Annotated in this window: 20 protein-coding genes and 1 pseudogene; 10 read left to right on the forward strand and 11 right to left on the reverse strand. The window is 62.0% G+C overall.

Annotation, left to right across the window (positions count from 1 at the left end):
• Window positions 1-7: 7 nt before the first annotated feature.
• Complete coding sequence (locus tag ACT54B_RS20990) at window positions 8-1,165, reverse strand: Gfo/Idh/MocA family protein (RefSeq protein ID WP_476047855.1); 1,158 nt, start codon at window positions 1,163-1,165, stop codon at window positions 8-10.
• 257 nt (window positions 1,166-1,422) lie between these two features.
• On the opposite strand from ACT54B_RS20990, the gene ACT54B_RS20995 reads away from it, so the two are divergent.
• The 3 genes and pseudogenes from ACT54B_RS20995 (at window position 1,423) to ACT54B_RS21005 (ending at window position 3,494) form a co-directional block, all read left to right on the forward strand.
• Entirely contained in the window at window positions 1,423-2,502 is a 1,080-nt protein-coding gene (locus ACT54B_RS20995) for a GNAT family protein (protein WP_476047857.1), read from the forward strand.
• A pseudogene (locus ACT54B_RS21000) lies at window positions 2,499-2,750 on the forward strand (Rieske 2Fe-2S domain-containing protein); the annotation flags it as partial. The gene ACT54B_RS20995 and the pseudogene ACT54B_RS21000, both read left to right, overlap by 4 nt.
• Window positions 2,751-3,494: a (2Fe-2S)-binding protein gene (locus ACT54B_RS21005; protein ID WP_476047908.1), complete on the forward strand. Its 744-nt coding sequence runs from the start codon at window positions 2,751-2,753 to the stop codon at window positions 3,492-3,494.
• On the opposite strand, the gene ACT54B_RS21010 is transcribed toward ACT54B_RS21005, so the two are convergent.
• The 7 genes from ACT54B_RS21010 to ACT54B_RS21040 all read right to left on the reverse strand — a co-directional run bounded on the left by ACT54B_RS21010 (window position 3,489) and on the right by ACT54B_RS21040 (window position 10,983).
• Window positions 3,489-4,640: an ATP-grasp domain-containing protein gene (locus tag ACT54B_RS21010; RefSeq protein WP_476047859.1), complete on the reverse strand. Its 1,152-nt coding sequence runs from the start codon at window positions 4,638-4,640 to the stop codon at window positions 3,489-3,491. The genes ACT54B_RS21005 and ACT54B_RS21010 overlap by 6 nt on opposite strands.
• On the reverse strand, window positions 4,637-5,926 hold the full coding sequence (locus ACT54B_RS21015; protein WP_476047861.1) for a CoF synthetase: 1,290 nt from the start codon (window positions 5,924-5,926) through the stop codon (window positions 4,637-4,639). The genes ACT54B_RS21010 and ACT54B_RS21015 overlap by 4 nt, the downstream gene beginning before the upstream one ends.
• Complete coding sequence (locus ACT54B_RS21020) at window positions 5,923-6,738, reverse strand: MBL fold metallo-hydrolase (protein ID WP_476047863.1); 816 nt, start codon at window positions 6,736-6,738, stop codon at window positions 5,923-5,925. The genes ACT54B_RS21015 and ACT54B_RS21020 overlap by 4 nt, the downstream gene beginning before the upstream one ends.
• Window positions 6,738-7,709 carry an NAD-dependent epimerase/dehydratase family protein gene (locus tag ACT54B_RS21025; RefSeq protein WP_476047864.1) on the reverse strand — a complete coding sequence of 324 codons (972 nt, stop codon included), beginning with the start codon at window positions 7,707-7,709 and terminating at the stop codon, window positions 6,738-6,740. The genes ACT54B_RS21020 and ACT54B_RS21025 overlap by 1 nt, the downstream gene beginning before the upstream one ends.
• A 9-nt stretch (window positions 7,710-7,718) precedes the next feature.
• On the reverse strand, window positions 7,719-8,711 hold the full coding sequence (locus ACT54B_RS21030) for a 3-oxoacyl-ACP synthase III family protein (protein WP_476047866.1): 993 nt from the start codon (window positions 8,709-8,711) through the stop codon (window positions 7,719-7,721).
• 117 nt (window positions 8,712-8,828) lie between these two features.
• On the reverse strand, window positions 8,829-9,656 hold the full coding sequence (locus tag ACT54B_RS21035) for a bifunctional allantoicase/(S)-ureidoglycine aminohydrolase (protein ID WP_476047868.1): 828 nt from the start codon (window positions 9,654-9,656) through the stop codon (window positions 8,829-8,831).
• A 178-nt stretch (window positions 9,657-9,834) separates the two neighbouring features.
• Entirely contained in the window at window positions 9,835-10,983 is a 1,149-nt protein-coding gene (locus ACT54B_RS21040) for an iron-containing alcohol dehydrogenase (RefSeq protein ID WP_476047869.1), read from the reverse strand.
• A gap of 344 nt (window positions 10,984-11,327) precedes the next feature.
• Here ACT54B_RS21040 and ACT54B_RS21045 point away from each other — a divergent pair, with 344 nt between their 5' ends.
• The 5 genes from ACT54B_RS21045 (at window position 11,328) to ACT54B_RS21065 (ending at window position 15,660) form a co-directional block, all read left to right on the forward strand.
• Window positions 11,328-13,058: a GGDEF domain-containing protein gene (locus ACT54B_RS21045; protein ID WP_476047871.1), complete on the forward strand. Its 1,731-nt coding sequence runs from the start codon at window positions 11,328-11,330 to the stop codon at window positions 13,056-13,058.
• A gap of 137 nt (window positions 13,059-13,195) precedes the next feature.
• The gene (locus tag ACT54B_RS21050; RefSeq protein WP_476047873.1) at window positions 13,196-13,483 is read left to right on the forward strand and encodes a BufA1 family periplasmic bufferin-type metallophore; all 288 of its coding nucleotides are present in this window, start codon (window positions 13,196-13,198) and stop codon (window positions 13,481-13,483) included.
• A 19-nt stretch (window positions 13,484-13,502) separates the two neighbouring features.
• Window positions 13,503-14,402 carry an MNIO family bufferin maturase gene (bufB, locus tag ACT54B_RS21055; RefSeq protein WP_476047905.1) on the forward strand — a complete coding sequence of 300 codons (900 nt, stop codon included), beginning with the start codon at window positions 13,503-13,505 and terminating at the stop codon, window positions 14,400-14,402.
• Window positions 14,402-15,187, forward strand: coding sequence for an HvfC/BufC family peptide modification chaperone (locus ACT54B_RS21060; RefSeq protein WP_476047875.1), 786 nt, complete (start codon window positions 14,402-14,404; stop codon window positions 15,185-15,187). Before bufB ends, ACT54B_RS21060 begins: the two co-directional genes overlap by 1 nt.
• Window positions 15,184-15,660: a DoxX family protein gene (locus ACT54B_RS21065; RefSeq protein WP_476047877.1), complete on the forward strand. Its 477-nt coding sequence runs from the start codon at window positions 15,184-15,186 to the stop codon at window positions 15,658-15,660. Before ACT54B_RS21060 ends, ACT54B_RS21065 begins: the two co-directional genes overlap by 4 nt.
• 3 nt (window positions 15,661-15,663) lie before the next feature.
• Here the strand turns inward: ACT54B_RS21065 and ACT54B_RS21070 are convergent, their stop codons facing one another.
• Window positions 15,664-16,581, reverse strand: coding sequence for an isoaspartyl peptidase/L-asparaginase (locus ACT54B_RS21070; protein WP_476047879.1), 918 nt, complete (start codon window positions 16,579-16,581; stop codon window positions 15,664-15,666).
• Window positions 16,582-16,775: 194 nt separating this feature from the next.
• Between ACT54B_RS21070 and ACT54B_RS21075 the strand changes: the two genes are divergently transcribed.
• Window positions 16,776-18,938 carry a mechanosensitive ion channel family protein gene (locus tag ACT54B_RS21075; protein ID WP_476047881.1) on the forward strand — a complete coding sequence of 721 codons (2,163 nt, stop codon included), beginning with the start codon at window positions 16,776-16,778 and terminating at the stop codon, window positions 18,936-18,938.
• Between the two features lie 76 nt (window positions 18,939-19,014).
• Here ACT54B_RS21075 and ACT54B_RS21080 read toward each other — a convergent pair whose 3' ends face one another.
• Entirely contained in the window at window positions 19,015-19,671 is a 657-nt protein-coding gene (locus tag ACT54B_RS21080) for a peroxiredoxin (protein ID WP_476047883.1), read from the reverse strand.
• Window positions 19,672-19,924: 253 nt separating this feature from the next.
• Window positions 19,925-20,602: a TetR/AcrR family transcriptional regulator gene (locus tag ACT54B_RS21085; protein ID WP_476047885.1), complete on the reverse strand. Its 678-nt coding sequence runs from the start codon at window positions 20,600-20,602 to the stop codon at window positions 19,925-19,927.
• Window positions 20,603-20,704: 102 nt separating this feature from the next.
• Here ACT54B_RS21085 and ACT54B_RS21090 point away from each other — a divergent pair, with 102 nt between their 5' ends.
• Window positions 20,705-21,337 (forward strand): hypothetical protein, encoded by a 633-nt coding sequence (locus ACT54B_RS21090; protein WP_476047887.1) that lies wholly within the window; start codon window positions 20,705-20,707, stop codon window positions 21,335-21,337.
• The last annotated feature ends 228 nt before the right edge of the window (window positions 21,338-21,565 follow it).

Raw genomic sequence — 21,565 nt, forward strand, 5'->3', positions numbered from 1 at the left:
CCTCCCCTCAGGCCGCCTTGCCGTGCAACGCTTCGTCGAAGCGGTCCCAGACCGGACGAAGATCGATGACGCTCTTCGTCATGCGCGCCTCATCCATGGCCATGGCCAGGATCCCCGCTTCCAGCGCATTCAAGGTAGAAACCGGCAGGGCGACGCCCGTGCGGGCGTTTTCGAGCAGGTCCGCTGCCATCTGCTCATCGGCGCCATAATGCTCGGACAGGGCCGTGGCACTATAGCTGTTGGCGACGATATGCTTCCCCGTAAGCTGCTCGTGCACATTCAGATAACCGCGCACGAAATCGCCCTCCGCCTTGCCCCGCGATCCCATGATGGCGAAGCGCCGGAACTGGTCGGGCACATTGAGGTTGGTGTGGAAATTCATGCCGACGCCGTTTGCATATTCGACGATGGCCACCTGGTAGTCGATGATGTCCCCATCGCTGTCGAACACCTTGTCGGAGCCGAGCCAGCCGGACGGCTTGCGGTGAAACAGCTCGAGATCGTTGATGCCCTCGCGCACCGGATCGTTTTCCGGCACGAAGCTCTTGCGGCCGCCGAAACTCGCGACCCGCTCCGGCCGCGCGCCGATCACCCCATTGTAGAGGTCGAGATCGTGGCAGCATTTTTCCAGCATGAAGCTGCCGGAATAGCGGCCGTAGCGGCGCCAGTCACGCATGAAGAAGGCACCGTGATAAGGCTCGATGTGTTCGGATGCTTCGATGGAAACCACATGGCCGAGCTTGCCTTCCGCCTGGATGGCGCGCAGGTCCCGGTAGAGCGGCGAATAGCGCAGCACCAGCCCCACCTGCACCCGGTCATGACCGAATTTCTGCATGAGAGCGGCGAGCGCGATGCTTTCCTCGATGGTGGTGACGACGGGCTTTTCGCAGAAGATCTTGAGCCCGGCTTCAAGCCCGAGACGGATATGGTCGAGATGCATGTGGTTCGGCGAACCGATCATCAAGAGGTCGAGTTTCTCGCCGGCAATCAGCTCTTCCGGGGTCGCATAGGCCTTGCCGGCAGAAATGCCCTTGGCCTGAAGACCGGGAAGGCCCGCGGGCTCCGGATCGACATAGCCGACGATCTCGAAACTCGGATCCACTGCCTTGAAAACATAGCCCAGATAGCCAAGGCGGAAGCCAAGGCCAATGATGCCCACTTTCATCCTGTCTCCATCCCCTTTTCGTAATTTATTTTCGTCAACCTGCTGCAAAATTTCACGGACGTCAACAGGAAACCCGTTTTCAACGACATAAATGAAATTCATTTTCATAATTGTGAGAAAACCGAGGTTGAGGAACAGGCTTTTCGCCGGAATTGGTCTGGTCCATTTACATGGAAGGCGGGCCGGTCTGCAGGGTGGCACGACACCGGGCCAGGCTGTATAGGTCGCCAAGGGAAAGGGAGGGCCTGTCGACACCCATGGCGCAACCGGAGAACAGGGCGGAACGCCTGGCAGCAACGATAGGCAGCGAGGACATAGGCGCTTTCGTCGCCAACCTCTCGACACGCCTGACTGTCGAAGGGGGAATTCCGCTGACCTGGAATGACGGCGCGCGAACCTGCTATATCTGCGCGCCGATGGTGGCATATACCGATTATGCCCTCGAAGAACTGCGCAACTTCGCGGCCTCCCCCCTTCTGAAGACTGTCCTTGGGCGACTGGTCGGGCTGGCGAGGCCGCTATTGGCGGCGAGCGGACTCGACCGGCAGGTTCAGCCCAACAATTGGCTGCTTTCGACAAACATCTGGTGCCAATGGGATGCGGAATCTCTGGCGGGACTCACACGCAGGCTGGTGTCGCGGGAACCGTCGAGAGCCATTGTCTGGCGCTCGCTGAACGACGGGAGCGATGCAGAGGTCCTGGACGCGTTTCGGGGGCTCGGATACAGGCTTCTGCCCGCACGTCAGGTCTATCTTTATGACTGTCGCGAGAACCTGCCCCCGCTCCGGCGCGACTTGAAGAACGACATCAGACTGATGGAGCGCAGCGGATTGCGGTTCTACGGTCCCGAAACGCTCACCACCGAGGATTTCGTGCGTATTGCCGATCTTTACGGGCAGCTCTATCTCGACAAATATACCCCGCTCAATCCGGATTATACCCCCCTCTTCATGGAGCGCATGCACCAGGCCGGTCTCCTGGAGTTCCATGTACTGCGCGATGGCGATGGAGCCATGCAGGGTGTGATCGGCTTTTTTGCCGGGCAGGACGTCTTGACCGCTCCTGTCGTCGGTTACGATATGGCGCAGCCCCAGCAGGCGGGGCTTTATCGGCATCTGGTGGCCTTCGGAATGCTGGAGGCGCGCCGACGTCGTCTCCTCTACAACATGAGCGCCGGCGCCGCGCTCTTCAAGCGCACCCGCGGTGCGCAGCCGGCGATCGAATTTACCGCCGTCTACATCGACCATCTTCCCCTTGCCAATCGCCTGTCCACACGCATGATCGAGACGGTCCTTACGCGGATCGGCATTCCTCTGATGAAGAGATTCGAACTTTGACCCCATCCCGAGAGACTCCCGTCTGGCAGGCCATAGGCTTGAGCCGCAAACTCCGAAGGAAGCCCGTGAAAATTTGGGCGGATGGCCTTCCGCTGGTGCTTTTCAGGGACGAGACGGGCACAGCCCGCGCCCTTCAGGACCGGTGCCCACACCGCCACGCCCCCCTCTCGGGAGGTCGGGTTGTCAATGGGCACATCGAATGCCCTTACCACGGCTGGCAATTCAACGGTGAGGGTCTTTTGCAAAGCATGCCTTGCCTGATCGGCGCCGTACCGAGACTGGGCGTGCCCAGTTACAGCGTGACCGAACAGGATGGCATCCTGTTCTTGTCCCGCAAGCCCGGCTTGCCTCCGGCTGCCTCCGCATGGAAGCAGGCCGACACGATTGCCATGCGGCTCGAAAACCGGGTCCGGTCGACCGTTCTGGATGTGGCCGAGAATATTCTGGACGCGACCCACACCCATTTCACCCACAAGGGCCTGCTGCGCGGCCTGAGCAACAAACGCTATCGGGTGCGTATAGAACTGAGGGCTGGTCCCGACTGGGTGGAAGCCATCTACGAGGGCGAGCCGAAACAGCACGGTTTGGTCAGCAAACTCCTCGAAGGCCAGCGTGGCAAGGGTGTCGCGCGCTTCCTTGCACCGGGCATTGCCGAGCTTGAGTTCTGGGGGCAGAAGCGCATCAATCTGTCGACCACCTTTCACCTGCGGCAGGAAACCGACGAAACCGTTCATGGTGTAGCCATTCTGGCGGGTCCCCGCCAAGGCGGTTTGGGCTACGTGAAGGCGGCATTGTTGCGGCCCTTCTTCAAGATTGCGCTCCGGCAGGATCAGCATATTCTCGAAGCCTGCCGGGACAATGCGGCCAGCTTCGGCACGCCGTCCGCAGTGATCGGTCCGCTCGATGTGTTGCGGACGGCGATTGCCGACATCCTGGCAGGACGGACACCCGCCTTTGCAGGCGAGACCCTCCATCACGAGATGGAACTATAGGGGTTCGCCATTCCATTCCGTATCGGCCGTGGCGGCAGCCTTGAGGCCGGTGCGGTGGCGCAGGGCGAGCATGGCGATTTCGCCCAGCGCCGCAAGCTGCACCCAGCCAAAACCGCGATCTCCCGGATAGCGGGTCAGATCCGCGCAGGCAGACAGGGCGCTCCGCCACGCCCCGAGCCGTCCCGAAGACAGCGCATCGGCAAGACCGTAGGTCCACAGCGCCAGCTTGACCGTTTGCGGCGTGCGGATACTCGCCCGGGCAGCCCCCACACCAAAGAGAGCATCCACCAAACCATCCCGCGCGGCAAAAAAATGCAGCCCGCTCACGGCGCGGGGATTGCATTCGATTACCCGCGGCAGACCGGCCTCATCGCGCCGGAAATCGAAAGAGACCTGTCCGTGCCATCCGGTCTGCTGGACGAAAGCCTCGACGAAGGCGGAAGCTTCCGCAACCTCGACGGGTTCGAAGGCCACAGAGGCACCACCACTGGCCCGAAAGAGGCCGCGATAGGCCTGAAGGGCAAGCAGCCGGCCATGATGAGCCAGCGCGTAGGCGCTGATTTCCTCTCCCGGCAGATAGGCCTGGGCCACCCAAGGCCCCCCGGTTTTCCAATCCATGCCTTGCAGTGCCCTGCGATCCGGCCGCCGCAACACCCGGTCCGCAAAGCGGGACCAAACGGGTTTGAAAACGAAATTGCCGGACTCTGCCAAAAAAGGCTCCGCATCGTCCGCGTCACGGATCAGCGCCGTTTCAGGCGGCCGGCAGGGAGTATCGAGCGCGGCGGCCATCAGGGCGAAACGATACTTGTCATGCACTTCGGCTAGCCTGTCGAACGGTGGCGCAAAGAGGGGAAGCGGAAGCGCATATCGGTCACGCAAGGCGGCAAGGAAGAAGACCTCCTCACAGGTAGGAAGGACGAGATCGGGCTTTTCCTCATTGAGAAGGTCTCGCCAACGGGCGGCATAGGCTGCCATTTGTCCGATCGGACGTGGCAGCGTGACATACCGGTCCTTGAAACGGGTCGGTCGCGAAACGGGCAGCAGCTGTGTATCCGCCAAGACCACCCGATGGCCCTGCTCTTTCAGGAGGCGCGCCCAATGAAGGGCCACGGGAGCACGGGCACCGGTGACGATAATCCGTTTCATGTCGCTTCCCCCCAGGTGCGGCTGACGCGGCGCAGCTTCTTCACCGTCGGCAAAAGCGCTTCCTGCCGCAGATCGATCCGGACCCAGGCCCCGTTCTGGCTGACGAGCCGTTCGAGATCGCGCCGCACAGCCGCCATTTCGGATTCGGACAGCCCTTCGGGCATGCGGACGAGGAGCGTTTCACCGCTGACCTGCTCGCACCGGAAATCCTCGGCAGTGGGCGCGGCATTGAGGATCGTGTTGCGCAGCACGTCAGGCGTCAGCGTCACTCTTGCTTTTCCGGATAGAGCCGGAAGCAGGAGGCAATCGTCATTTCGACCGACCACTTCGTCGACAACCCGGAAAGGGCATCCGCAGGAACAGGCCTGTCGGGAAAGGCGCAGCAGGTCATTCATCCGATAGCGGGCCATGATCTGCGTCGAGCGGGAAAAATCGGTGATCACCGGGGTCACAAGTCCGCTTCCTGCCGGTCCGTCCTGCAGTTCGAAATGCATCGCATCTTCGGCAAGATGCAGCCGGCGATGGCGGCAAGCGGTGGCGAGAAGACCTTCCGTTGCCATATAGATTTCTCGAACCGGCCGCTGGAACCCGGTCTCGATGCGTTGGCGATCTGTGGGATCGAGCACCTCCGCTCCGCTGAAGAGCCGGCGTATTCCGGCAGGCGGACCATTCTCGGCCAGGAAACGCAGCACCTTCGGCGGGGCGACCAGCGTATCGGGGCCATAGTCCCGAAGCCGGTCCGGCAAGGTGGCGAAACCCTCATGCAGATCGAAGAACCGAAGGGCAAGGCGGCCGCCTTTTCCGGGCTGCCGGTAGAGCGCCGCGTTCTGGGGCAGGATCACCGCCACCCGGGCGCTCTCGAACGGAAAGTGCGGCAGGAGCTTGGCCAGCATGGTACCCAGCCAACGCGCCTGTTCGGCCAAGGAGATGACGTAAAGGCCGCGATTGCCGGACGTGCCGGTACTCGCCCCGACAAAATGGCCGGCCGGCGCCGTACCGGCCCGGAAATGCCTCCATCCGTCCTCCGCGGAGAGGCCGAGGCGGTTGAACGCGCCGAAATCGGCCATCAGCTCCACCTTGGACAAGAGGGGAAGCTCCGAGAGCGAGCGAGCCCGTCGATCGCGATAGAAGGAAACGGCCGGCACGGCTTCGGCCAGCCAGCCCCTCAGCCGGCGGCGTTGGTAGGCCTCGACATCCGCCCGCGTTTTCAGGGTCTGCGCACGCCAGCGGGTAGCGAGAAAGGCTCGCACGGCCTCGCCTGTCTGGAAGGCATCGGTCCGGGTCAAGCAGCACCCCCTTCGCTCGGGGCCTCGGGATGGTGGCACAGCACCACGCGGTTGCCGCCCTCTGCAAAGGCCGCGACCTTCCGGCTGGTCGCAAGGGCGGCGCGCCGGTCGCTGTAGACCGCTGAGGCGGGAAAACCGGGCCATCGCTCCTCCTGCAGCGCGAGCCGGTGCCACTGCACATCGACAGCATAAAGCAGCGGCTCCGAGAGTTTCGGAAACAGGAATCCATGATGACCGAGCGCGTGCCCCGGCAAATCGACAGCCAGCACCGAGCCATCGCCGGCCAGATCCCGACATGCGCCCCAGAAGGGATGACGCGTTAAGGTCCTGTCCTCGAAAGGCGTGATGCGGTCTCTGAAATCTTCAGGCAACAATTCCGGGAAATAGCCGTGATGCAGCTGGGCCAACCGGGAGAGCGAGGAGAGAGTATGAAAAGCCTGTCCCGGCACAAGCATCCGGGCACGGGGAAACTCGGCAAGGCGAGCCACGTGATCTGCATGAAAATGGCTGAGAAGGATGGTTTTGACGTCCTCCGGTTCCCGGCCGAGACGCGCAAGCACCGCCGCTGGCGCTTCCTCCTCCTGCAGGCGAATACGCAACACGCGGGCATAGGTCCGAAGAAACAGGCTGCGCTGCGGATCGCTCGTCACCTGCGGGCCATATCCCGTATCGATGAGCGTCAGTCCGAGCAGCGGATGATCCAGGAGGCCGTAGCGGATCGCAACCGGCACCTGGCGAAGGCGACCGCCGCCGAGCACCATCCATTCAGGCACCCGGACCGTTGCGCTGTTCAGAAAGACAGGAGCCTGCATCAGCCACCCTCTTTCGAAAAGGCTTCCGCCAGCCCGGTCCTGAAATCCCTGCGCGGTTCGAAGGCCAGATCCCTTCGAATGGCATCGGAATTCAGGACCTGTGAAAAGGCAAAGAGCCCGAGCCCATAAAGCGTAATTCGCGGTTCCGGCGAACCTTTGCGACACCGGGCGACCGCTTCCAGAAGCCCCACGCCCGCCCGCGCCACCGGCCATGGCACGACCCGCCACTGTGGTTCGATGCCCACACCACGGCAGGCGGCCTCGGCAATATGACGAACCGGCAGGATTTCCGGACCGGTCACGTGATAGGTGCCCCCTGCCAGGCTGAGGGGCGCATCGACAGCGGCGCAGACCGCTTCCACCACATCATCCACGTGGGTGAGTTGAGTGACGGCGACCCCGCCGCGCAGCAGCGGCAGCGGTCCGGCCTGGGCGGCACGCACCAGCCGGGGCAGAAGCGCCCCATCGCCTTGCCCGTAAATAGCCCGCGGGCGCAGAATGATCGGGCGGAGATCCCGCGCCGCCCGCACCCTGCCTTCGGCAGCCGCCTTGCTGGCAGCATAGGCATTGATCGGTTTCGGCAGCGGGTCGTCCTCGGAAATATCCATGCGGTCCTTCAGCTCGAAGCTGACGGAGGGGGACGAGAGAAAGACAAAACGGCGAACCCCCATCTGCCGCGCCATGGCAAGCGCCCGCGCCGTGCCGTCCACATTGGCCGCATGAAAATGCGCTGCCGGCCCCCAGGCCGAGGAAAGCGCTGCCGCATGCACGAACACGTCCGCAGATGGCAAGGCAGGCAGCGGGCCGGAGGCTTCCAGATCGACCGGAAAGAAGGGAATGCCCAATGCCTCCAGAAGCGCTCCCTTTTCGCGGTTACGCCCGAAACCCAGCGCGACGTCGCCCCGGGCCGAAAGATGCCGGACAAGCCGTCCTCCCACAAAACCGGTCGCTCCCGTCACTGCAATTCGCATGGTTTGGCCTTATGTGACAAAAGCAAGGCCACCCAGCGACAGCCCCGCCGAAGTGCCGAGCATCACGGCCCGCATGCCCGGTTTCAAACGACCGGAGCGCAGCGCATGATCGAGAACAACGGGCAGCGATGCCGCCACCTGATTGCCATAGACGCGCATGAGATCGACGACCTTGTTCTCGGTAAAACCGCAACGATCCACCAGATGCGCCAGAGCTCTCACGCTGGCCTGATGGGGCAAGACCAGATCCACATCTCCCACGGCCCATCCCGCCCGGGCCAGAAGCCGCTGGAGGAAGCCTTCGAAATGCTGGAAGGTGATACGATAGAGGTTTTTGCCGTCCATGTCGAAGGTGCTGTTGGCCGCAAATTCCTCCGGTGACCGATGATAATCGTAACGTGTGCCGCCCGCCCCGAGCCGGCAGGCGTCATATCCCTCCGGATAGGTTTCCATCAGGCTGGCCACAAAGCGCGACCCTTGCGTTCCGGAAGCGGAAAAAAGGGCCGCCGCCGCGCCATCACCGAACAAGGCGGCCGTCAGCGGCGCTTCGTCCCAGGGAAGGGCGCGGGACGCGATTTCCGAGGAAACCACGAGGACGTTCCTGGCCTGCCCGCCGGCAATCATCGTGCCGGCCAGATCCGCCGCCGTGAGGAAACTCAGACAGGTGGCATTGATGTCGAAGCAGGCGGCGCTTCCGGGCGGAAGGCCGAGCCTTTGGAGAATGAGCGGCGCCGTCGACGGGATCGATTGATAGGGCACAGCCGCAGCAAACAGGATGTGGTCGGGCTGTACGGAAGGGTCAGCCTCGTCCAGCGCCTGTCGCGCTGCCCTGACAGCAAGCTCTATCTGGTCTTCTTCCGTCGCGATGCGTCGTTCGGCGACGCCCGTCATCTTTTCGACGAAACCGGCATGTCGTCCGAGCCGGCGGTCGATTTCCGCAGAGGAAAGAACAGTTGCCGGCAGGCACGCGCCGGTCGAAACGATGCGGACGGGGCGGGTCATGCGTTGATCGACGGGTATGTCCCGGCCTCCTGTAAGACGGCCGGAAAAGACCGGCCGTATCTCGTCAGTATATCCAGAATTCCTATAATGTCAGAGACACCCGATTTCCAAGACAATTCAGCCGAGCTTGAGCTTCATGTGCCGGTTGACATCCTTGTAGAGAAGGTAGCGGAAGCGCCCCGGCCCGCCCGCATAGCAGGCCTGCGGGCAGAAGGCGCGCAGCCACATGTAGTCGCCGGCTTCCACCTCCACCCAATCCTGGTTCAGGCGATAGACCGCCTTGCCCTCCAGCACATAGAGGCCGTGTTCCATCACATGCGTCTCGGCAAAGGGAATGACGGCGCCCGGTTCGAAAGTCACGATGGTGACGTGCATGTCGTGACGCAGATCGAGCGGATCCACGAAGCGTGTCGTCGCCCACTTGCCTTCCGTATGGGCCATGGCAACCGGCTGAATGTCCTTTTCGTTGACGAAAAAGGCTTCCGGCACATCCAGACCCTCGACGGCCTCGTAGGCCTTCCGAATCCAGTGGAACCGGACCGGAGCAGCACTCTCGTTCCGGATACGGAACCGGCTGCCCGGGGGCAGGAAGGCAAAACCGCCAGGGGTCATGCGATGGGAGGTCCCGTCGAGTATCACGGTCAGCTCTCCCTCCACCACGAAGAGGGCGCCCTCGGCCAGAGGGTCGAGCTCGGGGCGATCGCTTCCGCCGCCCGGCTGTACTTCCATGATATATTGGGAAAAGGTCTCGGCAAAACCGGAGAGCGGGCGAGAGATGATCCAGAGACGGGTTCCCTCCCAGAACGGCAGATAGCTGGTGACGATATCCATCATGACGCCGCGTGGGATGACCGCATAGGCTTCGGTAAAAACGGCCCGGCCGGTCAGAAGCTGGGACTGCGGGGGCGCACCGCCTGCGGGTGCATAATAGGTACGCTCGGTCATGCAATCCTCCATCCAGCAGCCGGATGTGCCGTCACGGCGGCTGCCCTTTTTGTTCCTCGCAGGCTGCGTCTTGCGCAGGCCCTGTTGACGCTTTTCTGTCCTTCCACCGGGGCGCATGTTTTTCAAGTCCAGGTGGACCTTAGCACCGGTGAAATTGCGGAACTGGCCCCATCCCCTGTCAGCTTGCCGCTTCAAGTATGGCAAGCAGCGTTGCCTGGTCCAGCGGAACGGGGTTCGCTTTCATCGATGAGGATGAAGCGGCCATGGCCGCGGCACTTTCGCGGTCGGCCGGCGAAATGCCCATCGCGGTCAGGTTTGGCAAACCATTGGCGCGGGCCCAGTTGGCAAGGGCCGACAGGGCCTTGCCGGCGCTGGTTTCGAACGCGGCTCCAATCATGCCAAGCACCTCCTCGATTCGCCGGACATGGGAGGGCTCCGTCACGGCATCGCGATTGGCCGCAAGCCCGTAGGGAAGGAGCGCCCCGCAAATGGCCCCGTGCGGCGCATCCGACAGTCCGCCCAGCGGACCCGCCAGGCCGTGAACCACGCCAAGCCCGGAATTGGCCAGTGCAAGCCCGCCGCAGAGGCTTGTCCACGCCAGCTCGTCACGCGCGCCTTCGTCTTCCCGCTGCATCAGCACCCGCAAGGCGGAAAGTCCGGATTGTATGGCCTGGACGGCAAGAGCGTCGGTCAACCGGTTGGCACGGCTGCTGATGTAAGGTTCGATGACCTGCGTCACCGCATCCAGACCCGATTCGAGCGTAATCCCCCGCGGCGTATTGTCGGTCAGCGCCGGATCGACAAGAGCCAGCCGGGCCAGCATGCGGCCATCCCGCAGGCTGACCTTGCGACGATGGGATGGCACGCCGATAACCGCATTTCGGGTGACCTCCGCCCCGGTACCGGCCGTCGTGGGCACAGCGATAAAGGGGATCATGGCTTCCTCGATCACGCGGCCCGACCCGACGACCTCGAGATAATCGATGATGGGTGCCGAGGCATTCACAAGGGCGGCAATTGCCTTTCCGGCATCGATCACCGATCCGCCGCCGATTGAAACCACCACGTCGGCCCCCGCCGAGCGGGCCGCGGCGACACCGATCTCGATCAGGGGCAGATCCGGCTCGCCGGCGACGGCAAATCCGGTGATTTCGGCCCCCAGGGCCTCGAGCCCCGCCGCCAGCCAGTCGACGCGGGAGGGCGTCCGCCCGTGCACCAGAAAAATGCGCCGGCCGAAACGGCGAATGCGGGATGCGGCTTCCGCAGCCTTGCCGCGCCCGAACAGGATCTCACCGGCAGTCTGAAAGGCAATCGAAAGCTGATTCATTGGTTCTCGCTGTGCTGTCGGGCATGGCCACAAACCATACCGAAACTGATTCCCTTGAGCCGTCGATAAAGCCATTCCCCCGAGCCTGGTACAATGCCCGTGGAAGCGCTCGACCCGCCTGGAGGCAAAATTGGGCTTTTTTCGATCCGGCAGCTTGTTTCAGACTTGCGTCATCCACATTGACGTGAACGGAAACATCAATTCTTCCCAACCCAAGCTATTGTCGTAAATCGATTATAATTTATAACTATAGAGAACATGAGGATTGTTCACACATTGCACGCGACCCCGACAGCCCTTTTACGCTCTGCGCCCATGACCGGGGAGATCTTCAGGGGGGCACGGTGCTCGTAATTCCCCCTCCGAACGAAATCCACTCACCCCGGGGTCCCGATCATACAACGGTTCGCGCGCTCTGGACATCGGCCCTGCTGATGGCCTTCTGCACCTTAATTCTGTCGGCGGCGGTGCTCTTCCATTTCTACAACAGCCATCACCGGAGCCGGGAAAACGTCAGGGATGTCGAATATTATCGGGCTGTGCTGGATGCGGCGACGGCCCTGGCGGCAGAACGAGGGCCGGCGAACTCCGCCATGGGCGAGCCCTTGGCCACCTTGCCGGAGAAGCTTGCCCGGCTGCAGGAGGCAAGACAGAAGACGGACGCAAGCCTTGTCACCCTCATGGAACCATCCGTTCTTGTGAAACGCCACACGGTTCCCCCTGCCTTGAAGGAGCGCCTGTCTCATCAGATTGCCAAGGCGCGGCAGACGGTCGACGCCGTTCTTGCCAAGCCGACAGACCGGCGGACCTACGACGACATACAATCCGCCATCGAAAGCATGATGTCCGCATCCGATGCGATGGAAGATTGCCTGCGCTGGCTGAGCGGCAGCCTGATCGGAGAGGATCCGGACCTCGCGACGCCGGTCATCGGCGGCCATATTCTGAGCGAGCTTCGGGATTACACCGGGCGGATCGCGTCCCACATCATCGCGCCATTGATCGTCCGCCAGCCGATGCCGCTCAAGAACCAGATCGAAAGCCGCCTGACGCGCGGTCGCGTGGCCGAACTTCTGAAATTGCTGGATCTCAGCATAGCGGCGTATCCCGAGGAGAATCTGATCTCCCGCAAGAAGCTGCAGTTCGAACGGCTTTTCTTCCATCAGGGTCTGGAAATCGTCGACAGGGCCCTGGACGAAGGAAACGGGCACGCGGCCTATAGCCAGACGGCGGCCGAGTTGTCGCGCGATTACGTACCCACCATCAAGCCCGTGGAGGAGGTGCGCAACCTGTTTCTGTCCGCGGCAATCGCCGATCTCTATTCCAAGGAAAGACATGCCCGGCTGATGCTCATGGCCGTTTTTTCGGGAACGCTCATCGTGATCCTGTTCCTCATCGGCATTGCCGCCGCGGTGCAGATCTTTCTTTTCGGCCCCTTGCTGCATGCAAGCGCCATGGTGATCGACCTCGCCGATGGCCGCCCCGTCCGATCACCCGCAAAGCCGTGGCGCGGAGAGGAAATGCGGCGACTATACGATGCTCTGGTCGTTCTCGGCGAGCGAATGCGGGAATGGGCAGCACTCGTGAACCGGCTGAAAACCGAGGCAGATACTGACGGAATGACCGGCCTTCTCAACCGGGCTGCTTTCGAACGGCTCGTTCACCGGACAAGCGCCCTCGACGGTACCTGCCTCATCCTCATCGACATCGACCATTTCAAGAGCATCAATGACCGCTTCGGCCATCCGGCAGGCGATAATGTCATCCGCCACATCAGTGACCTGCTGCATCGGGAGCTGGGTAACGGCCACGTCGCCGCCCGCTTCGGCGGTGAGGAATTCGCGATCCTCTACCGGAGCGATGCAAAGAACGCCCTCTTGCTTTGCGAAGGGCTGCGGGAAGCCATCGAATCCATGCCGGTTCCCTATGATGGAATCATTCTGCCGGCGGTCACGGCCAGTTTCGGCATGGCATCCCATTCGGGGGAAAGCTTCGAGGACCTCTTCCGTCGGGCCGACGCCGCACTCTATCGCGCCAAGGGAGAAGGACGGAACCGGGTCTGCATCGGCATCTGACGATACCTGCCAATTCTCGCACCTACCGGACGATCACGAATTCGTGAATAGTGCCCGGTAACGAAGCCCGCATGTCTTGCGTATCTTTTGCGAAGGCGGTGGTGCCGCCTTGCCTCGCAGAAATCTTGGAGAGTGGGATGAAAAACAGATCTATTGCCAGCCTGGCCCTGGCCGGTTCACTCGCATCGGCGCTCGCGACCGTTGCTTCCGGCCCTGTCTTGGCAGAGGACGCCAAGGAAAAATGCTACGGGATTGCGCTCAAGGGACAGAATGATTGTGCAGCCGGTCCCGGCACCACCTGCGCCGGAACATCGAAGGTGGACTACCAGAAAAATGCCTGGAAGCTGGTGCCTGCGGGTACCTGCGAGACGATGAAGACCCCGGACGGTCATGGCTCGCTGACACCCGGCGAAGCTCCGGCCTGACATGGACGGCGGATTTCCCATGCAGGGCGGCAAGATCGGGGAGGCTCTCATCGCAGAGCATGCCTACTGTCCTTGCCGTCTGCCGCCACGGGCGGGGGTGGGCTTCAAGCCCCAGCATTTCAACGCCATCATCGAAGCGCGGCAACCCATCGGTTTCTTCGAGATCCACGCGGAAAACTATATGGGGCAAGGCGGGCCGCCTCACGCCCGCTTGAGCCGGCTGCGGGAAGAGTATGCCCTTTCCGTTCACGGTATAGGACTGTCCATCGGGTCGCCGGCCCCGCTCGACGAAGAGCACCTCACCCGCCTCAGGCAGCTTTGCGACCGGTATCAGCCCGAAAGCTTCTCCGAGCATTTGGCCTGGTCCAGTCATGACGGCAGTTTCCTGAACGACTTGCTGCCCCTGCCCTACACGCCGCTCATGCTGGAGCGGGTGGCCGATCATGTGGACCGGGTGCAAGAACGACTGGGGCGACGGATGCTGCTGGAAAATCCGGCCACCTATCTGCTGTTCACGGAAAGCACGCTTGAGGAAACCGAATTCCTGTCCGCCATTGCCCGCAGGACCGGCTGCGGACTGCTGCTCGACGTGAACAATGTCTTCGTCTCGGCAACCAATCACAACCTCGACCCCTGGGCCTACATGGCTCGGTTTCCTCTCGGTTTCGTCGAGGAGATTCACCTGGGCGGCCATGCCGTCGTCGCCGATGGCCACGGTGCGCCGGTCCTCATCGACAGCCATGACAGCGCCGTTCGGGATCCGGTCTGGGACCTTTTCGAATGGGTCCTGGCCAGGAGAGGCCCCCTTCCGAGCCTGATCGAATGGGATCACGACGTGCCCGACTGGCCTTTGCTTCGCGCGGAAGCGGAAACGGCGCAGAGGTTGCTCGACCGCGTCGCCGCCTCGGATGCCGCCTGATGGACAAATCCTCTCCGGAAGAGCGCAACCTGGCTCATTTTGCCGCCGCGCTTATGCAGGATGGTCTCGCCGTACCGGCCAACCTCGACGTCCGGAACGGGGATACGCCCGCCAGACGCTTCGCCATCTATCGGAACAATGTGCAGCAGGGGCTGACCGAGGCGCTGGCTGCCCGCCATCCTGTTACGGAGGCTTTGGTCGGCAAGACCTTTTTCCGGTCCATGGCATCCGAATTCGTCGCGGTGCACCCGCCTCGTTCCCCGGTTCTTCTCGAATGGGGCGACGATCTTGCCCCCTTTGTGGAGGCTTTCGAACCCGCACGGTCCGTGCCCTATCTGGCCGATATCGTTCGGCTTGAGGCGGCGCGCAGCAGAGCCTATCACGCCGCCGATATGCGACCCCTGACCCCGGATGCTTTCGCCGCCCTCGAGCCGGATGTCCTCGAGAATGTCAGACTGACGGCGCATCCCGCAATGTCCGTTCTCCACTCTGCCTATCCCTGCCTGACGATATGGGAACGCCATCAAGATGGACGGACATCCGAGCCGGTGGACGATTGGCAGGGCGAGGACGTGCTGGTGACGCGGCCTCAGCTGCTGGTCGAAATGCGCCGGCTGCCATCCGGTTGCGCGCTCTTCCTGCGATCCTTGCAGGATGGCCTTCCTCTGGGGCAGGCCGCGACCCTCGCGGCCGGTTATGCCGAATGCTTCGATCTGACCTTGGCCCTGACCGTCATGATCGAGTCAGGCTCTTTCATCGGACTGCAAGGGGAGCAGGCATCATGACGAAGGGCACAACGGGTTCAGGCACATCGGGGCCTCTTGGCAGGGCAAGAGACCTGCTCTCCGCCATTCCCCATGATGGGATCGCCCTCCTTGCACGCCTTTCCATGGCCGGTGTGTTCTGGCAATCGGGCCGTACAAAGGTGGATGGCTGGGTCCTCAACGATACGGCGCTCTATCTGTTCGAGAACGAATATAGGGTGCCGCTCGTCACGCCATGGTTGGCGGCGCATCTGGCCGCCATTGCCGAGCATGTTTTCCCGGTGCTGCTCGTGCTCGGCCTCTTCAGCCGGCTCTCCGGTCTTGCGCTTCTCATCATGACGCTGGTGATCCAGATCTTTGTCTATCCGGGCGCGTGGCCGACCCACGGAACCTGGGCCACCTGCCTGCTTCTCGTCATTGCGCGGGGGCCGGGGCGCCTCTCCCTCGATCATGTGATTGGCCGTTGGGCCTGGCGGTCCAGACCGGCGGCCTAGACGTCAGACCGCCTCGGCCACCCGTTTTTCTGCCGCCGTCATGCCGTCCTGCCAATACCAGTAGAAGATGGGTTCATCGCAATTCAGGCTGACGACGCGATGCCGCTCGTCGGCATCCATCGCATGGATGACCACGCCGCCGATAAAGCCCTCGCGCAATTCCCGGAGTTCGGCAATGGCCAGATCCACCGCTTCCTCCAGGGAATGGCCGAGACGCAAGGCAAGAACGATCGAGCGTGCGGTGCCGCACCGCATCGTCATCTCGCCCGTATGGGTACAGGCCGCCGCGCCAAAGCGGCTGTCAGCATAGTAACCGGCGCCCGGTATCGGCGAATCCCCGAGCCGTCCGGGATATTTCCATGCCCAACCCGAGGTGGAGGTGACAGCCGAAAGCCCGCCCGAAGCGTCCTTCGCCAGAAAGACGGTCGTATCCCGAACCCGCTCAGGATCGGTGATGGCATGGCTGAGCGGAGCCAAAGGCACGTCGGGAAAGGCTGCAAGCGCGTCCGGAGAAAGTTCCTTTTCCAACCGTTCCCACCAAACGCGTTTGCTGTCCGGGTGAAGCGTCTCGTCAAGCGGGAAACCCAGTTCGGTCGCGAAACGGCGCGCGCCTTCGCCGGTCAGCATCACATGCGGAAGACGGCGCATGACTTCACGCGCCAGCGCCGCGACGGGCAGTGTATCCGGCACTGCGCCGACGGCGCCGATCTCTCTCGTCGTACCGTCCATGACGGCGGCATCGAATTCCATGCGACCGAGCATGTTGGGCCATCCGCCATAGCCTACGCTGCGAACCTTGGCTTCGCGCTCAACCTCGCCGATGCCCGCCACCAGGGCATCCACGCCTGTCGCGCCGGTTTTCAGGAGGTCGATGCTCTTCGTAAAACCAGGCCAGGCTTCGGAATTGGCGAGAAGGATCATGGGACAATCTCAGGCGGGAAAAGGAGGCTCTGGGTGTAACGGTCGCAGAACACCCCTGTCAAACCCGGGGATTTCGGGATTGTCGGCGAGTCCGGGCTGGCGCAGCGCACTGGACGCCGCATCTTTCCATGGTAAATATTATCATAAAATAAATTTAAACCCGCATCGGGATAGGGAAATGCCAGGGAGGCGTGATGAAACGGGCCGTGAAATGGTTGAGCATAATCGCGACCCTGCTTCTGCTGGCGCCAGGTCTCCAAGCCGCACCGGCGGCTCCTACCCCACCGCCTCCGGGTCTGGAGGAAAAGCTCGGCGAATTGTCCCGTCTGCTCGACGATCCCGACATTCGGGCGCTTATCGCCGAAAAGGCGCAAACAGCGCCTGTTGCGCCTGAACAGCCATCCTTGCCAGCCCCGAATGGCATGCAGAAATCGGGCATGTCCGCCCAATTGGAGAGTTTTCGCCAGCATGTCCGTCTTCTGGCTACGTCCGTGCCTGGACTCGGCACAGAGTTCATGCACGCGACGGGCATGTTGCGTGCCGAACTCCAGACGCGCGGGGTGCCCTATGTCGTGCTGCTCGTTGCGGGCTTCATCGCCTGCGGTCTCGCGCTCGACTGGCTCGCGCACCGGCTGACCCGGGGTTTCCGCCTCTGGATGCTGGCGCAATCCCATCGGTCGCAACGCGGCCGCTCCATTGCCCTGTTTGCCCGCATTTTTTACGGAGGTCTCATGCTGGCCGCCTTTGCGGTGGGCAGCATCGGCTTTTTCCTGCTTTTCGAATGGCCTCCCGTATTGCAGGAGGTGATCCTTTCCTACCTGTTCGCCGCCACCGCAGCGCGCGCGGCGCTGGTCACCTTCCGGAGCTTGCTGCTGCCGCATTTCATGGGGCTCGAACACGCCCGGGAATATCGCATCCTTCCCATGGACGAGGCGCGGTCGGATCACTGGTATCGATGGACCGCCTGGATTTCAGTATGGGTGGCTTTCGTCGGCGCATCCTTTACCTTGCTGCAATCGGCAGGTTTCTCGGCCATTTCGATCGAAGTGCTCGCTGTACCGCTCGATACGGTTCTTGCCGCCCTCACCCTGGGCGCGCTCTGGACGCGCCCGCCGGCGGGCGCACCCAACAACAAGGCCGTCACCTGGGCCCTGACCGCCTATGTCCTTCTGCTCTGGTTCCTGCGGCTGTCGGGCGTCTATGTCCTTTTCTGGCTGGCGGTCGCCCTGGTTTTCCTGCCGGCACTGCTTGTGGCCAGCAACCGGTCGGTGAAGTACATCCTGCGGGCTCCGTCGCCCGAGGAGGAAACAGGCGACGCGCCTATGAGCCCCCTGCTTGTCGCCGTCATAGAACGGGGCATGCGCATCCTCATCATCCTCGTGGCCGGTCTGCTGCTCGCCCAGGCCATGGATCTCGACAGCGCCATGATGACGGGAGACGACACGACTTTGGCGCGGCTGCTGCGCGGCGCTCTGAAGGCGGCCGTCATCCTGCTCGCCGCGGATTTCGTCTGGGCGGTCTCCAAAGCCCTGATTGCCCGCAAGATCGGCGCAAATCCCGACGCCGCATCGCCCGGAGATCATGACGAGGGAGGAGCCGTCGGTGAATCTGCGCGGCTGTTGACCCTTCTGCCGATTATTCAGAACATTCTCCTCGCCGCCATCGCCGTGGTGGCGATCCTGATGGTGCTATCCTCCTTCGGCGTCGATATTGCGCCCCTTATTGCCGGCGCTGGCGTGGTCGGTGTCGCCATCGGCTTCGGCGCGCAATCGCTGGTCAAGGATGTGATCGCGGGGATCTTCTATCTGTTCGACGATGCCTTCCGCATCGGCGAGTACATCGTCTCCAGCAAGTACAAAGGAACAGTCGAGGGCTTCTCATTGCGTTCGGTGCGGTTGCGGCATCACCGTGGCCCCATCTTCACCGTGCCCTTCGGCGAGCTGGGCGCCGTGCAGAACATGAGCCGCGACTGGGTGATCGAGAAGTTTTCCGTCAACGTGGACTATGCCACCGATGTGGAGATGGCCCGCAAGCTCATCAAGAAAATCGGCCTTCAGCTGGCACAGGAACCGGAATTTGCCCCCTATGTGCTGGAGCCGATGAAGATGCAGGGGATCGAGGCCTTCGGGGATTACGGCATCGAACTACGGATCAAGATGAAGACGAAGCCCGGACACCAGTTTACCTTGCGACGAAAGGCCTACCTCGCCATTCGCCGGGCCTTTGAGGAAAACGGCATTCGGATCCCCTTCCCGACCGTTTTCGTTCAGGACGGAACCAGCGTGGCCGCAGCGGCCGCAAAACTGGTGGAGGATCACAAGATGGAGGAGGCCCTCGCCGTTCCGGAAAAGCCCTAGGGCAGCAGAACCTCGGTCTTTCAGCCAAAGGGCGAGCAGCCGCGTACGGCAAGCCGCTCACCGCAAGGTATGCCGTTCAGGCGGGCTGCTTGATCTTTCTGAGATAAGGCAGCACCGTTTGATAGGCGCCAAACCGCTTTTCAGCATCTTCATTGGACACTGCGGCGGTGATGATCACATCCTCCCCCTGCTTCCAGTTGGCCGGCGTTGCCACCTGGTGCTTGGCCGTCAGCTGAATGGAATCGATCGCGCGAAGGATCTCTTCGAAATTGCGGCCGGTGGTCATCGGGTAGGTCAGAATGAGCTTGATCTTCTTGTCGGGCCCGATGATGTAGACCGAACGGACCGTCGCATTGTCGGCCGGCGTACGTCCCTCGGCGCTGTCACCGGCATCGTCCGGCAACATGTCATAGAGCTTGGCCACCTTCAGATCACGGTCGCCGATGAGGGGATAATCCACGTCGAAACCCGTCGCGGTGCGGATGTCTTCCTTCCATTTGAAGTGCGACTCGACCGGATCGACCGAGATGCCGATCACCTTGACATTGCGCGCGGCGAACTGGTCGGCAAGACCCGCCATAGCGCCGAGCTCCGTGGTGCAGACCGGGGTAAAATTCTTGGGATGCGAGAAGAGAACCGCCCAGCTGTCGCCGATCCAGTCATGGAAGCGAAGCTCGCCTTTGGTCGTCTCGGCGGTAAAATCGGGTGCGGTCTGGTTGATGCGCAGCGTCATGATGAACTCCTTGGGAACGATTTTCGGCCGGTTTCCGAAACGGGCTGGGAGGGGCCTCCGTTTTCGCAGCCAGCGTGGCGCGCCTTGACTTACAGCAGAAGCAGCAAGGCCACAATAAACCCGTAGGATGCGAGCATGGCCGCACCCGGCAAGGTGAACAGTCCGGCAGGGCTTCGAAGGTGCATGGCGGTCTCCTGAGGAATTGTTGCACTCCTTCTAGCAGCCACCGGGTAATCTCTATAGATTTAGTATTCTAATTTGGTTCGATTGCCGGCAAGATTTTGCCTGCGAGCACCATGCTTTCCGACGAAATGGACCGGATAAACACGTCGAGTGCACCCTGCATGGCATCTTCCGGGGGCTTGACCACATTCCATTCGGAAAAGTGCCGGTCCACCCACATGCGGGCGACCCCATAGACGAAGGCGCGGGCGGCAAAGACCACATCTTCGAAATCGAGGCCCTCGCGCAGCTGGCCCCGCAGACGCGCTGCAGTGAAAAGCCGGACTGCGGCTCGTCTGAGGGCCTCATTGCTATCCACCAGCTTGCGCGAGCCATGGAAATCGATCAACGACCGCGAGCTGATGACCTGGAAATGGGTAGGATTGGCCAGCGCCCATTTCAGATAGGCACGCCCCATGATGTGGATCGCCTGCAGCGGCTCCTCCTCGCTATGACCGAAAAGGTCCTTTTCCACGGCGGCCGACAGCCGGGCCATGGCCTGCTCCGCGACGGCCGTCAGCAGGGCTGTCTTGCTGGCAAAATGCCGAAATGGCGCGCCCGGCGAAACGCCTGCCTTCTTCGCGACCTCGCGAAGCGACAGGGTTTCCACGCCCTTCTCCTCGATCAGGGCCACTGCCGATGCCAGAAGGGCTTCCACCAAATTGCCATGGTGATAGGCGGCTTTTTCCGCCGGTGAATCAGTGCTCATGACCTCCCTATACCACAGCGGATGTAAGCAGTGCTTATATCCGCTTGACGATCGGCAAAACTCATGTAAACAGTGATTACATTGAACGATCAGGAGATCCCGATGCCCTTATCCCGTTTGGTCCCCCAGGGGTGGAGCCTACTTGCGCTGCTGGCCGCCGTGTTGACCATCATGGTTGCCTTTGTGGCAGTGCGCAGCCCCGATGCGGTCGACGGCACGCGGGTCGCCGTCCGACTGACGGCCCGGACGTCCTTGGTCCTGTTTTCGCTCGCGTTTATCGCCTCCGGTCTCTATCGCCTCCTGCCGGGTGCCGGCAGCCGGTGGCTCCTCAAGAACCGGCGCTACATGGGGCTCGCCTTCGTCATTTCCCATCTTCTGCATGCGGCCGTTCTTGTGCGTCTGGCCTTGCTCGACCCGGTCCTGTTTGACAGCCTGACGACGCCCGTGAGCTTCATTGCCGGCGGCACCGCCTATGTGGTTATCCTCCTTCTGGCGGCCACATCCTTTGAGAAAACCCGCCTTATGATCGGCGCGGGGTGCTGGACGCAGATCCATACCACCGGCGTCTGGATCATCTGGTTGTTCTTCCTGATCAATTTCGGGAAGCGCGCGGCCATGAACTGGATGTACTGGCCGGCAATGACCATCATTTTCGTGGCACTCGCCATCCGTCTGCTCGGCAGGGAAAACCGGCGCGCCATACCGGTGCCTGCGGAAACGCCGCCGTCCGCCTGACGCCGAACCCTGAAAGGGAACCGGCGCGCCTCCCTTCGAAGCGAGACCCGAATTCCGGCGTTCCTGAAGGGAGAACGCCGGTCCGTCGCATTTTATCTTTAACCATCAAAGACTTATTTTATCGACATCATGCCTTATTGTTATAATTAACAATCGATAAAGAGGCCGGTGTCGCCGGGATGTTTCCCCTTCGCGTCGCTCGACCGGAAGAACCCACGGGATACTTTC

The organism is Gellertiella sp. DMC107, from assembly GCF_056313605.1.